Annotated in this window: 16 protein-coding genes; 10 read left to right on the forward strand and 6 right to left on the reverse strand. The window is 45.6% G+C overall.

Features of this window, described 5'->3' with window-relative positions; all coding sequences use genetic code 11:
* Nucleotide 1 precedes the first annotated feature (1 nt).
* The 4 genes from DW059_RS00810 to DW059_RS00825 form a co-directional block, all read right to left on the reverse strand.
* The gene (locus tag DW059_RS00810) at nucleotides 2-700 is read right to left on the reverse strand and encodes a DNA adenine methylase (protein ID WP_117696878.1); all 699 of its coding nucleotides are present in this window, start codon (nucleotides 698-700) and stop codon (nucleotides 2-4) included.
* Nucleotides 697-906 carry a hypothetical protein gene (locus DW059_RS00815; RefSeq protein ID WP_024725574.1) on the reverse strand — a complete coding sequence of 70 codons (210 nt, stop codon included), beginning with the start codon at nucleotides 904-906 and terminating at the stop codon, nucleotides 697-699. Before DW059_RS00815 ends, DW059_RS00810 begins: the two co-directional genes overlap by 4 nt.
* Before the next feature lie 89 nt (nucleotides 907-995).
* On the reverse strand, nucleotides 996-1,649 hold the full coding sequence (locus tag DW059_RS00820) for a hypothetical protein (RefSeq protein ID WP_117696881.1): 654 nt from the start codon (nucleotides 1,647-1,649) through the stop codon (nucleotides 996-998).
* Nucleotides 1,650-1,660: 11 nt separating this feature from the next.
* Nucleotides 1,661-1,882, reverse strand: coding sequence for a helix-turn-helix domain-containing protein (locus DW059_RS00825; protein ID WP_117696884.1), 222 nt, complete (start codon nucleotides 1,880-1,882; stop codon nucleotides 1,661-1,663).
* Nucleotides 1,883-2,039: 157 nt separating this feature from the next.
* On the opposite strand from DW059_RS00825, the gene DW059_RS00830 reads away from it, so the two are divergent.
* The 10 genes from DW059_RS00830 to DW059_RS00880 all read left to right on the forward strand — a co-directional run bounded on the left by DW059_RS00830 (nucleotide 2,040) and on the right by DW059_RS00880 (nucleotide 11,985).
* Nucleotides 2,040-2,399 carry a helix-turn-helix domain-containing protein gene (locus tag DW059_RS00830; RefSeq protein ID WP_158551922.1) on the forward strand — a complete coding sequence of 120 codons (360 nt, stop codon included), beginning with the start codon at nucleotides 2,040-2,042 and terminating at the stop codon, nucleotides 2,397-2,399.
* 132 nt (nucleotides 2,400-2,531) lie between these two features.
* A complete protein-coding gene (locus DW059_RS00835) occupies nucleotides 2,532-3,119 on the forward strand; it encodes a DUF4236 domain-containing protein (RefSeq protein ID WP_242986043.1) in 588 nt (195 codons plus the stop codon).
* Complete coding sequence (locus DW059_RS00840) at nucleotides 3,106-3,897, forward strand: recombinase family protein (RefSeq protein ID WP_117696889.1); 792 nt, start codon at nucleotides 3,106-3,108, stop codon at nucleotides 3,895-3,897. The genes DW059_RS00835 and DW059_RS00840 overlap by 14 nt, the downstream gene beginning before the upstream one ends.
* A gap of 35 nt (nucleotides 3,898-3,932) precedes the next feature.
* Nucleotides 3,933-4,718: a zinc ribbon domain-containing protein gene (locus tag DW059_RS00845; protein WP_117696891.1), complete on the forward strand. Its 786-nt coding sequence runs from the start codon at nucleotides 3,933-3,935 to the stop codon at nucleotides 4,716-4,718.
* A gap of 145 nt (nucleotides 4,719-4,863) precedes the next feature.
* A complete protein-coding gene (locus tag DW059_RS00850; RefSeq protein WP_117696893.1) occupies nucleotides 4,864-6,234 on the forward strand; it encodes an MATE family efflux transporter in 1,371 nt (456 codons plus the stop codon).
* Nucleotides 6,235-6,319: 85 nt separating this feature from the next.
* Nucleotides 6,320-6,553, forward strand: a complete 234-nt coding sequence (locus DW059_RS00855) for a helix-turn-helix domain-containing protein (RefSeq protein ID WP_022242419.1) — start codon at nucleotides 6,320-6,322, stop codon at nucleotides 6,551-6,553.
* 19 nt (nucleotides 6,554-6,572) lie between these two features.
* Complete coding sequence (locus DW059_RS00860; protein ID WP_022242418.1) at nucleotides 6,573-6,863, forward strand: hypothetical protein; 291 nt, start codon at nucleotides 6,573-6,575, stop codon at nucleotides 6,861-6,863.
* 17 nt (nucleotides 6,864-6,880) lie between these two features.
* Nucleotides 6,881-7,279 (forward strand): hypothetical protein, encoded by a 399-nt coding sequence (locus DW059_RS00865; protein ID WP_022242417.1) that lies wholly within the window; start codon nucleotides 6,881-6,883, stop codon nucleotides 7,277-7,279.
* A 775-nt stretch (nucleotides 7,280-8,054) separates the two neighbouring features.
* Nucleotides 8,055-8,756: an ABC transporter ATP-binding protein gene (locus DW059_RS00875; protein ID WP_117696897.1), complete on the forward strand. Its 702-nt coding sequence runs from the start codon at nucleotides 8,055-8,057 to the stop codon at nucleotides 8,754-8,756.
* 28 nt (nucleotides 8,757-8,784) lie between these two features.
* Nucleotides 8,785-11,985 (forward strand): ABC transporter permease, encoded by a 3,201-nt coding sequence (locus tag DW059_RS00880; protein ID WP_242986044.1) that lies wholly within the window; start codon nucleotides 8,785-8,787, stop codon nucleotides 11,983-11,985.
* On the opposite strand, the gene DW059_RS17470 is transcribed toward DW059_RS00880, so the two are convergent.
* Together DW059_RS17470 and DW059_RS00885 are read right to left on the reverse strand one after the other, a co-directional pair.
* Nucleotides 11,982-12,359 (reverse strand): polysaccharide biosynthesis C-terminal domain-containing protein, encoded by a 378-nt coding sequence (locus DW059_RS17470; protein ID WP_242986045.1) that lies wholly within the window; start codon nucleotides 12,357-12,359, stop codon nucleotides 11,982-11,984. The genes DW059_RS00880 and DW059_RS17470 overlap by 4 nt on opposite strands.
* Nucleotides 12,360-12,382: 23 nt before the next feature.
* On the reverse strand, nucleotides 12,383-13,303 hold the full coding sequence (locus DW059_RS00885) for an oligosaccharide flippase family protein (RefSeq protein WP_242986046.1): 921 nt from the start codon (nucleotides 13,301-13,303) through the stop codon (nucleotides 12,383-12,385).
* Nucleotides 13,304-13,320 lie beyond the last annotated feature (17 nt).

Genomic DNA, 13,320 nt, shown 5'->3' on the forward strand with positions numbered 1-13,320 from the left:
CTTAGTCACCTCGTAGAGCGCCAGAACGTCGTCGATCGCTCATGGTGCGGGTTACGCTGTGGATCCACACCGGCACGAAGTCGTCAGGAGCTTCCTGCTCGCTGATTAGTACAATGTTGTCGCGACTCCAGAGCCGTGCGACTCTCCAGAAGTCCGCGTGGTCGAAAATTTCAACCGATTTATACTGCTTTGTGTTCTCGTAGGGTGGATCCATGTAAATGACGCACCCGGTCGGGTTCCATGCCCGGTAGTCCTTATGTAAGAAAATGACGTCCTTCAGCTTGTCCCGCTGCGCCTCGATGTTGCGCCGGCCCTCGTCCTGATAGTCCCGGAGCCCTCCGGTTGTCTGAGTCTTGCCAGAGTAGCCGCCGTCGAAAAATCTGCCGTTATACGAAGCTACAAAACCGACATAGCCTGCGTACCATTCCGGGTAGTCGTCGCGGTTGGCTCTGACTTTGGCGTATTCCTCGCGCTCAATGTAGCCCGGGAGCTCGCCGCCTGCCTGAATGTGCTGCATGAGGGCGATCAGGTACTTGTTGCAATCGCTGGCGATCCGCTGCGGGGCTTCGATCTTGTCGATCACATTGCAGCCGCCGCAGAATGGCTCGAGATAGGTCTCATAGCCGGAGCGCTCGATCTGTTTCTGAATGATCGGCACGATGTAGCGGGCGACTTTCGCCTTGCTTCCCATGTATTTCATAGGGCTGCTGCCTCCTTTCTTTGTTGTCTCTGTTTCTTCCAGTTTTGATAATCTGCCATAACGGCAGGATCCTCGAACGCTCTCGACATTCCGCTGATTATGGTCCTGCAGAGCGCGTCGCTCTCATTTTCCGGGAGTGTATCGAGTTCGATGTTGATATTTTGCGGGGTTCTGGATCCCACGCTTTTGAGTGTTTTCATTGCCATAAAGTCGCTCCTTCCTCTGCTTGGTTTCACACACCGGGCAGACGTAACCGCTCGGAGGGATAACGGCCAGAGCGCTGAGTTGCCAGTCCTTACCGCATATTCGGCAGGCTGCTTGTCTCGTCTGCGAGTTCTTTCTTGCCATTAGGGGACCTCCTCGTCGTCGCTGGCCTCGGTGTCGTCCTGCTCCTCTGTGGTATCACACCCGAGAGAGTGGAGCAGCTTGTGGGCTCTGTCTCTTGCCATGCGCTTGATCTTGGTTCTGTACTTCTTACGGATCCGGCGCTTTTTGTGGTGTTCTGCCATGTACACCAGTGGCGGTCATTGCACCAGATACGGTCCACCGCGTCGCGTACAACCTTCACAATTTTACCGGCCAGCTCTTTGATCCAGTCGAGCACCGGGGAGAGCGTGCGCTCTATGATTTCTTTGAGCTCCTCGAGCTTCTCACTGAGCTGTCGAATATCGTCCGGGATCTGTATGCCGTCGTCTGGGGAGCAGTCTCTAAAATAATCGGGCAGCGGCGGGGCGGTGAGGCCTCGGCAAAATTCCGCGGTAGTTATTCCGCTGTGGCTTGTGTGCTGCATTACATTAAAGAGGACCGTCTCAAAGTCTGAGTGGTGGCTGCTTACGGTTCGCAGGATCCGGTTGCGGTATTTCTTTCGGATCCGGTATTTTCTGCCATGCTCAGCGAAGTGGATCCACTTGCGCGGTATATAAGAAGGGTAGTAGTCTTTTCTTTTCATGTGTTGGCCTCCTATACCGCAGCCTGCTGACTCATTGCTGAGTAGAAAACTGTCGGTTCAATTCCGAGGACATTGCAAAGAGCAATAAGCTCGGACGCTGAAATAACTGCGTTCTGGTTAAATATTCTCATTAAGCGTTGGTACTCGATACCGGTCTTTTTTGATACGTTTCTGTAAGTGATACCCGTTTCGTTGATTTTGTTTTTCAGATACTTGGCAATGTATTCGTTCATGTTCTCACCTCCTTGGTTGAATATTTCAACCTTGAGCTTATTATACGGTTGAATTATTCGATTGTCAACACTTTTTGATTGAAATATTCAACTTTATAATTGACCGGCGACTATTTCCATGTTATATTGGTATAGGAAGGAAGGAGGTGAACAGGACATGGCGAGCAAAGAGCTCGGGGGTAAATTGAGAGAATTACGAGACAGCAAGGGTTTTACCCAGCAACAAGTCGCCGACGAGCTGGGCCTAAAGAATAAAAGTACTTTAGGTTCTTGGGAGATAGGAAAGTCAGAGCCGGACGCTTTTACATTTTTGAAATTGTGCAAGCTGTACGGCGTTGATAATATTCTCGGAGTATTTGGCGACGAAACGCCCACACCAAAAAAGACCGACATGCATTTGACCGATCAGGAGCGCGAGATCATACTGAGATATAGAAAAAGCGACACAATCGACAAGCAAATCGTATTAAGGGCTTTAGGTATGGACGAAAAAGGGGACAACGAAAAAATGGCATAAATTACCACAAGAAACGCCCCCGAACTTCCCGAGAGGGAAATGTTATAAAACTTGATTTTACATAACCGACGCGGCCGGCCCAGAACTCCGGCCGATGATCGGTTACAATAAAAGCGAAGGAGGTCCTTATATATGGGAATGAGATTTAGAAAGAGCAAAAAGATCGCGCCGGGTGTTCGCCTGAACCTGAGTGCAAAGAGCGCAAGCATATCGATCGGCCCGAAGGGGTTCAAGAAAACATTCAGCACCAGCGGCAGAGTGACAACAACGGTGGGGATCCCGGGTACCGGTCTTTCCTACTCCACAAGTAAGAAAACGGGCCAGACTGCTGCCGGTTCCACCTCTCAGGAGGCGCCTGCTGCCCCCGTGGTGGTTTCCAATAAAAACAAGTGGGTAACTCTTGCCCTCTGTGTGTTCCTCGGCTTCTTTGGGGCTCACCGCTTCTATGTTGGCAAGGTCGGCACCGGAGTCCTTTATATTTTCACTGTCGGCGGTCTGGGCTTCGGCTGGATCATTGACATGGTTATGATCTGTTGCAACAAATTCACCGACAGCACCGGCGCGGTGGTTGGCCTGAAGGTTGCTGAGTATACCAGACAGCCGGATCCTGATCTTGCAGAGGCTTCTCTGGAGGAGCAGCGGGAGGCAGCGGCCGAGACTGCCAGAGCTTACGGCTATACCGTAATAGAGTCAGGCACTCAGGATAATGCCGACAAGTAAAAACACGGCTCGAAAATATGCCGCAGGAGGTGGCTCGGATAATTCCTGCGGCGTAGAGCCATTACGGGCGGTCATATACGCAAGATATTCCAGCAGCGGCCAGCGTGAGGAGTCGATCGAGGGACAGCTCCGCGACTGCTACGAGTTCGCCAAAAAGCACGGCATTATTGTCATAGGCGAATACATCGACAAGGCAATGACTGGACGAGTGGACCGGCGGCCAGACTTTCAAAGAATGATGAAGGACAGCGAGAAGGGCCGCTTTAACTGCGTGCTGCTCTGGAAAATGGACCGTTTTGCCCGGAACCGGTACGACTCAGCCATGTATAAATATAAGCTCAAAAAGAACGGGATCCGTATTTTCTACGCAAAAGAGACCATACCGGACGGCCCGGAGGGTATTATATTAGAGTCAGTAATGGAGGGCTACGCTGAGTATTACAGCGAAAACCTCGCCCAGAACGTGAAGCGCGGCAACTACGACAGCGCGCTGGAGCTCAAAACACTAGGAAAGACCTGTCTCGGGTTGAAAACCGGCCCGGACGGTCGCTATATGATAGATCAGGCCGAGGCCACTATCGTTCGCAGGATCTTCGAGGAATATGCCGAGGGTGAGCGTGCGAAGGACATATACGAGAGACTAAACTCGGAGGGCTACCGGACGAGCCGGGGCGGTAAATTCAATAAAAACACCTCCGGCGTATTCTATCGAATAAAAAATATATTGGTGTCTATGAGTATGAGGACATTTATGTCGAGAATGGGATCCCGGCCATAATTACCGATCGGGATCTATTTGAGAGGGTTCAGAAAATGCTAAAAATAAACCACGACGCACCAGCCAGAGGCAAGGCGCAAAATTTCCTGCTTACAACAAAATTGTTTTGCGGGCTTTGTGGTTCTCCGATGATAGGCGACGGCGGCACCAGCCACACCGGGAAAGCCTACGCCTATTACTCATGCACGAAGCGCAAGCGCGGCCGGAGCTGTAAGAAGGAGTCGGTGCCTAAAGACTGGATCGAGGACCTTGTTGTCGGAGAGCTTGTCAAAATCGTACACAACGACGAGCTGATCGAGCAGATTGCCGATCGTGTCATGGAGTACCAGAAAAGAGAAAAGGATCAGTCCGGCCTTCACGCGCTGGAGATCCGGCAAAAAGAAAATGAGAAAGCAATCAGCAACATGCTGGCAGCCATTGAAGCCGGCATAATTACCCCGAGTACAAAAACCCGGCTCATGGAGCTGGAGGCTGATCGTGCGGACATTGAAAAAGGAATAGCTCACGAGCTCTTAGCAGAGCCAGAGTTTGAGCGAGATCAAATTATCTATTTTTTAGAGAGGTTCCGCTCTGGAGATATAAACGACGAGGCGTATCGCATTATGTTGGTCGATACGTTCCTAAATTCCGTCTATTTGTACGACGACGATCATCTGGTTTTAGTGATGAATTACTCAGGAGAGAATTGCAAGGTTGATCTCAAACTGGTGGAAGGCGCTGTCAGTGGTGACGGTTGCAAAGGTTCAGCTTTTGCGCCGTCAAGCGCATTAAAATTTTGGAAAAGAATCGACTACTGGTCGGTTCTTTTTTTACGCGAGTAGCGAGAAAAATCTGGGAGAAAAGAAGGAGCCAAGCTCGCTTTGGCGAACTTCTTTTCTGTTCAGATTTGGCGAGCACCGCGATAACTCGAGAAACTCGCTAAGCGTGTTTCCCGTAGTTACGCGAGTAGAAGGTAAGGAGAATTACATGGAACAGACCAATGACAGAACATTTTTAGAAACAGAACCGGTAGGAAAGCTGTTATTAAAACTGGCATTGCCTACCGTTGCAGCCCAGTTGATTAATATGATGTATAACATAGTAGATCGTATGTACATCGGCCATATTCCGGGGGATGGTGCAATGGCACTAACCGGAGTTGGTGTATGCATGCCGCTTATTATGGTAGTATCTGCGTTTGCAGCACTGATTAGCAATGGTGGTGCTCCACGGGCAACCATATTTATGGGAAAAGGAGAGAAGGACAAGGCGGAAAAAACGCTGGGGAACTGTTTTTGCACCCAGATTATTGTATCGCTGATACTGACTGCATTTCTGCTGGCTGGAAACAGAGGCTTTCTTCTGGCATTTGGAGCCAGCGAAAATACAATTTCTTTTGCTGCTGATTATATGAATATTTATGCTATAGGAACGATTTTTGTGCAGTTGACCCTGGGGATGAATGCATTTATTACGGCGCAGGGATTTGCCAGAACCAGTATGCTGTCGGTACTGATTGGTGCAGTGATTAACATTGTGCTGGATCCGGTATTTATCTTTGGATTTGGAATGGGTGTAAAAGGAGCAGCGCTGGCAACGGTTCTTTCCCAGGCATGTTCCTGTATCTGGGTGCTGGCTTTCTTATGCGGAAAGAAAACGCATCTTCGCCTGAAAGGAAAAAATATGGTTTTGCAGGCAAATATTATTTGGCCGAGTATTGCACTTGGAACAGCAATGTTTATTATGCAGGCAAGCGAGAGCGTGATTTCAGTCTGCTTTAATTCTTCGTTATTACGATATGGCGGAGATATGGCAGTAGGAGCCATGACCATATTAACCAGTGTCATGCAGTTTGCACTACTTCCGTTACAGGGATTGGGTCAGGGAGCGCAGCCGATTATCAGCTATAATTATGGAGCCAAAAGAGCAGACAGGGTAAAAGAAGCCTATTTTTTATTATTGAAAATTGATGTTGGATTTTCCTTTGTTTTGTGGGCATTGGTGATGGCATTTCCAAGAGCATTTGCAGCCATGTTTACCTCGGATGAGGCACTGATTGCATATACGGGAAATGCACTCCGGATTTATCTTATGGCAATTATGATATTCGGAATCCAGATGGCGTGTCAGATGGCATTTACATCACTGGGAAAAGCAGTATCTTCCATTATTGTAGCGGTCATGCGTAAATTCGTATTATTACTGCCGCTTATTTATATTATGCCGCACATTTTTACCGGCAATCAGGCAATGGCAGTTTATATGGCAGAGCCGGTAGCGGATGTGCTGGCGGTAAGCTTTACGTCTGTACTGTTCTATTTCCAGTTCCGCAAGGTGCTGCGTCAGATAGAAGAATAGTTCAAAAAGAGCCTTTTTGAGGCTCTTTTTCGTTGACAATAAGTTATCATATATGATAACATAGAGACAGTTGTTGAGGTGAGAAATGGAGAAGAATAAGAGCAGGGAGCAGTCGACGCGTTCGGATGTGGTGCGTCAGTTGAAGGCGGTGCGCAAGGAACAGCATATTACCCAGGAAGTGCTTGCAGAGCGGGCAGGCACGAAGAAATCCAATATTTCCAGATTGGAGAGCGGAAGATATAATCCAAGTCTGGATTTTCTAGTGAAGGTAGCAGGCTGTCTGGGGAAGACCGTAGAGATTCAGATTATGGACAAATAGAAGGAGACAGGGTATTATTATGAAGAAGAACAAACCGAAGACCATGGGGAAAAATATTGACCGGGATGTGGAATTATGCAGAACTACCAATGCCAGAGTCAGCAGTCAGATGATGCGGACACTGGTAAGCCATGAGATCCCATTTACACAGAACTGGGTGAGAGTTCCATTTTATAAGAGAGTTGCTTATAATGGGGCGAAGGAAGTCTGCGTTATCAGCACACATTATAACCAGTATCAGCGGGCGAGAAGAGTATTAGACCATATGGAAGTGGTATATCGGGAACGCATGATTTTGCATGCGGTATAAGACAGGAGGAAAAAGAGATGGAGAGCTTAACAAAGCAGTTTCCGGATAAGGAGACCTTTGACAAATTCTTTGTAGAGAATTTCAAGACCATGACTTACGAAGATGTAAAAGAAGGCTTAGAGGAATTAGTCAAGGCAGAAGGATTAAATATATTTCAGGATGATTATGTGAAAAATGTACGGAAAGAGGATTTTAAAGAGCATCTTTCCAAGGGCGCACGATTTGAATTTGAAAATGCCATGACAGAAGCATTTTACGATAAGAATCCGGAAGTATATGAGGCGGCATTTGGACTTTACGAAGAAGTACCAAAGCAGGCAATGGCAATTACTGAGACTTTTCACCGCACGTATCAGGAGATATATGAAGAAAGTTTAAATTGTATGTTTGATGCAGTGATAGCTCCGTTGTTATAAGAAAAAATTTTTCGGATATTTGAATGTATAATCCACTTTTTTAGAATAGCAGATTCTGACTGTGATTCTAAGAAAGTGGATTTTTTCGTTGTCAGGCATTCATAAGAAAATGCTGGTGGCAGGTTTTGTAGGTGTAATTTGGAAAGCGTACTTCCTGACTTTAGAAAAATTTAATTTCAAAAAGTGAAAAGATTGTGCTACCATTACAATAAGCAGGTAACAGGTGATTGTGAAGGGGATAGATTTTGTCCTGAAAATATTACGGGATGCACAGAGGGATTATCTTTATTCGATATGAAATGCCGATCGTTCTTAGAATGCGTGTTTTTCTTGTTTGTAAACTGTCTTTCCGGTTGCTTTGGCGGAATAGCTGCACTGTCCGTCGAAGGCAGATGCCACATAATGCCTGCAAGGGACACTGGGAATTTCGATATTATATGTAATCGCATCTGGCAACCGGCACAAATTCACATCCTTGTTCAGTAGTGCCTCGCTGGTGCATCCGTGCACCAGCGTTGCCTGTTGCCAGACGAAATTCCAAGTGTCCCTAAACAGCCCTTATCAGGCATCTGTATTTCGACGAACCGTGTAGCTCTTCTGACAAACATTGGAAAGACGGTTTTTATAACAACAAGGAAAACACGTATTTTAGAACCATGGCATTTCATAGCGGAAGATAATCCCCTGCGCATCAGCGTAATATAATTGGAACAAAGTTCGCTATCCCGTTTGCACAATCACCTGAATAACCAGAATAAAAGGAGGAAGCTATCAAATGGCATTTGTATCCTTTCAGAATGTAAGTAAAGTATATAAAACCGGAGAAGTTACGATAGAAGCATTACATGATGTGAATTTTGAAATAGAAAAGGGAGAATTCTGCGTTATCGTAGGAGCGTCCGGAGCGGGAAAGACAACAATATTAAATATATTGGGAGGAATGGATTACCTGACCACCGGAAAAGTATATCTGGATGGAGAAGAAGTCTCTGCATATAATAAGCGACAGCTTACCAGTTACCGGAGATATGATGTGGGATTTGTATTCCAGTTTTATAATCTGGTGCAGAATCTTACAGCATTGGAAAATGTTGAACTTGCAGCACAGATTTGCAAGGAACCGTTAGATGCAGCAACAGTTTTAGATGAGGTGGGCTTAAGTGAACGGAAAGCCAATTTCCCGGCACAGCTATCCGGTGGAGAACAGCAGAGAGTGGCAATTGCAAGAGCACTGGCGAAGAATCCGAAGATGCTGCTTTGTGATGAACCGACAGGCGCACTGGATTACAATACCGGAAAAGCCGTTTTAAAACTGTTGCAGAACACCTGCAGAAAACAGGGCAAAACAGTCATTGTAATTACACATAATCAGGCACTGACTGCGATGGCAGACCGTGTCATTACCGTAAAGAGCGGAACCATTCAAAAGATAGAGAAAAATGAACATATCGTGGATGTCGATGAGATTGAATGGTAGTCCATGTGGAAAAGAAAGGGTTTGAAATATGAAATCCATGATGAAGAGAAATACATTTCGTGAGATAAAGAAAAGCTTTGGAAGATATTTTGCTATCCTTGCCATTATTGCGCTGGGTGTTGCATTTTTTTCCGGCCTTAAGATTACCCAGTCGGTCATGGTGCATTCTGCGGATGTCTATTTAAAGGATTTGCAATTCTATGATTATCGTCTGGTATCCACACTTGGCTTTACAGAAGAAAATGTAGAAGCACTGGCAGAAAAAGAAGATGTCCGGGCGGCGGAGGGTGCCATATCGGCAGAGGTTCTTTATAAGGATGCCGGAGAAAATGAGCGCGTTATCAAGATGCATTCCATCACAGAGAAGGTCAATAAACTGAAGCTGGTTGCCGGAGAAATGCCGCAGTCCGCTGATGAATGTGTGGTAGATTCCGCACTTTTTTCAGAAGATGCCATTGGAAGCAAGCTGGTTCTTTCGGAAAATAATACGACAGATGATTTAGATAAATTTGCATACAAAGAATATACGATTACCGGGCTGGTACAGTCACCGTGCTATATCCAGTTTGAACGTGGCAATACATCCATTGGAAATGGCAGAATCAGCGGATTTGCCTATATATTAAAAGATGGATTTGCAGTAGATTATGACACAGAAATCTATATTAAATTTGATGAAGATTATGACATCTATTCCGATGAGTATGATTCCTATATGGAAGCAAAGGAAGCGGACTGGGAGACCTATACAAAGGAACAGGCGGATATCCGCTATGAGGAGATTGTAAAAGACGCACAGGACGAACTGGATGAGAAGAAGGAAGAGTTAGAGGAAAAGCGGGCAGAAGCGGAAGCGGAATTAGAATCGGCAAAGCAGCAGCTTACGGATGGAGAAACAGAGATCTCCGATGGAAAAAATCAGATTGCTTCTGCAAAGACCGAGCTTTCTGCTAAAGCATCGGAGTTGCAGTCCGGGAAGGATGCATTGTCTTCTAAGGCGGCAGAATTAGAGAGCGCATCGCAGCAGATTTCCGGGCAGGAAAGTGCACTGGCAGCAAAAAAGGCAGAGTATGAGCAGGGATTGAATGTTTATTTGGCAGCAAAGCAGCAGGTGACAGATCAGAGAAACAGCCTTGAGGCTGCAAAAGCACAGTTGACGGAAAATACTCCGGGCTATGAAGAGATGCTGGCACAGATTGAAGCCGGTTTAACGGAGGTTGCCGGTGCAGAAGCAGAATTAAATGCAAAGAATGCGGAATTAGAAGCAGCCGCAGGTCAGCTTTCTTCTGCGGAAAGCCATCTGGCAGCCGCAAAGCAGCAGATAGAAGATGGAAAAAATGCACTGGCAGCTGCAAAGGCAGAGCTTACGGATGGGGAGAACCAGCTTGCGGCAGCAAAAGAACAGATAGAAGAAAAAGAAGATCAGCTTGAGGCTGCAGAAACAGAGCTGGCAGACGGCTTACTGCAGTATCAGGAGAAGCAGAGTGAATTTGATGAGCAGATGCAGGATGCGGATGACCAGATAGCAGATGCACAGAGTAAGATAGATGAAATCGAGAAACCGGAGACTTATGTACTGGACCGGAATACCAATGTGGGTTATGTGTGCCTGAAAAATGATTCCGGTGTAGTAAAAGGAATTGCCAATGTATTTCCGGTATTCTTCTTTCTGGTGGCAGCGTTAATCTGCATGACGACCATGAATCGTATGGTAGAAGAACAGCGGACACAGATTGGAGTATTAAAGGCACTGGGTTTTAGTGAAGGAAAGATAATGGGAAAATATCTTTTCTATTCCGGCTCTGCAGCCATCAGCGGAACGTTAATCGGCTATGTGCTGGGAATCCATTTCTTCCCGTTAGTCATCATAACCGCCTATGGAATTGTCTATAAAATGGGTGGGATTTATTATGTGTCTGACCTGCCACTGGCACTGGTTTCACTTACCGTTGCAGTACTTTGCTCCGTTGGGACGACCTGGCTGTCCTGCCATAAAGAGTTAAAAGAAGTGGCGGCAGATTTGATGCGGCCGAAAGCACCAAAAGCCGGAAAACGTGTATTCTTAGAGCATGTACCATTTATCTGGAAGAGACTTAAATTCTTACAGAAGGTATCCGTAAGAAATATTGTTCGCTATAAGAAGCGTTTCTTTATGATGGTAATCGGAATCAGCGGCTGTACGGCATTGCTGGTGATGGGCTTTGGTGTAAGAGATTCTGTAGTGGCAGTGGCAGACCAGCAGTATGAAGAAATCCAGCTTTACGACATTGGAGTTACATTAAAAGATGGAAAGATGCCGGGAGAGGCTGACCTTAAATCTTTAGATTCTGTATTGGAAAAGGAAAATGCAGCAGGCATGTATGCCATGGAAAAGACCATTGACCTGGTGACAGATAAAGGAACTAAGTCGATTCATATGGTGGCAGTGGAAAATCCGGATGAAGTAGGAGACTTTATTTCGCTTCATACAAAGAAACAGGAGCCGATTGCTTATCCAAAAGAAGGAGAAGCAGTACTTTCGAAGAAAGTGGCAGAAACCTATGCAGTCAAAAAAGGCGATACGATTCTGCTGCGTGACAGTGACAACAATGAGATGCACTTAAAAGTCACCGGAATCTGTGAGAATCATATTTATAATTATGTATACATTGCACCGGAATCCTATGAAAAACAGATTGGGGATGTGGTATTTAAAAATGTGTATGTGAGACTGCCGGATGCGTCAGATATTCATGAAGTGAGTGCGGCACTGATGAAAGCAGATGGTGTGACGGCAGTAACCGTTAATTCCGATATGTTAAGCCGGATTTCACAGATGATGTCCTGTATGAATTATATTGTCATTATCATTATTATCTGTGCCGGAGCACTGGCATTTATCGTATTATATAATCTTAATAATATCAATATTACGGAACGGGTGAGGGAGATAGCTACCATTAAAGTATTAGGCTTCTATCCAAAGGAAACGGCATCTTATGTGTTTCGGGAGAATATGGTCTTAACTGCTATCGGCTGCGGACTGGGACTGATTTTAGGAAAATGGTTCCATCGTTTTGTAATGGGTGAGATACAGATTGATATGGTATCCTTTAATGTACAGATTAATGCAGTAAGTTATCTCTTTAGTGTTTTGCTGACGATGGGCTTTGCATGGATTGTAAACTGTATGATGACAGGCAAATTAGAACGTATCAACATGGCAGAATCCTTAAAATCAATAGACTAAAGCAGACTGTTTTTTTGCAATTTTTTTCTGGCAAACCGAAGGAGTGCAAGAAAGGATAAAAAAGTAGTCAGCAGTTCGCCTGCAAGCATGCCATAGAGGTAGCAGCGGATGCCATATGTTGGAATCAGTGCATAGATAAAGAAAATGCGTAAAGTGCAGCCGCTCATATTAATGTAGAACGCACGCCCCGGTTTCCCTAGACCGTGAAGAACGGAAGTAAGGGTGGTGGACAGATAGAGGAAAGGGCAGATCCAGCTTAATATGAGTATGAAACTGCCAGCTAATGTGTTCTGGAAAATGAATTGTCCAATCCATTTTCCAGTAAGAAGAAAACCGAAGGTACAGGAAAAGCCAAGAAACAGACAATAAAACACTGTTTTTTTTATAGTACGGCGGATTAAGTGAAAATCCTTCTTGCATAGGCTTCTGAAATAGCAGGCATCAGCAGCACCGAGACAGAATTTACAAGGACATTGGGAAAAAGAATCATTGGCATTGCCATTCCGGTAAAAATGCCGAAGACGCTCAAGGCATCCTGATTGCTGTAGCCATATTTTTTTAAGCAGATGGGAATCAGAATGGCTTCAATACTGGAAAATAAGTGATATGCTACATGATTGGTGGTAAGGGGAAGCGCAAAGAGGGAAAGTTCCTTAAAAATTCTTTTTATATGCCTGCTGCACTTTTTGAAATGAAGGCAGCTTACGGAAAAGAGTGAAGAAGCCAGTTCACCGCAGACAACACCCCAGACAGCAATGGATGGTGTGATGGGATAACTTTTTTCCAGGCAGATAAGATAAAGTGTATAGACACTTAAGACCCGGACAACCTGCTCCATAAGCTGGCTTACGGATGGCACCAGAGTTTTCTTCTTCCCATAATAATAACCATTGATACAGGCATGGACACTGGCAGGAATCAGGCAGTAGGAAAGAATAACAAGGAGTGGAGCACAACGGACTTCATCTAAAATATGAATGGCAATAAAATCAGAATAAGAAATCAGAATAACAGTAAGTGAGAGTGCAATTCCCACAGAAAGAATCAGACCGGCATAGAGGTAACTCATGCCGGTATTTTTATGGTCGGCTGCAGCAACAAAGCGGGAGACAGCGGTCTGGATGCCTGAGGAACTGAAGGCAATACAGAGGGCAAAAACCGGAAAAATAAGCTGATAAATTCCAAGACCTTCTGCACCAATTATGCGGGAGAGGAATATTCTATAGAAGAAACCGATTACTCTGCTGGAAAGTCCGGTCACAGTAAGCAGGAGAGTACCGGTAATCAGTGGATTTGAAATGGATTTCAACGGTTTCAATTGGAGCCTCCATGAAA

Origin of the sequence: Roseburia sp. AF42-8 (genome assembly GCF_003435965.1) — a bacterium.
GTDB classification, from domain to species: domain Bacteria; phylum Bacillota; class Clostridia; order Lachnospirales; family Lachnospiraceae; genus Roseburia_C; species Roseburia_C amylophila.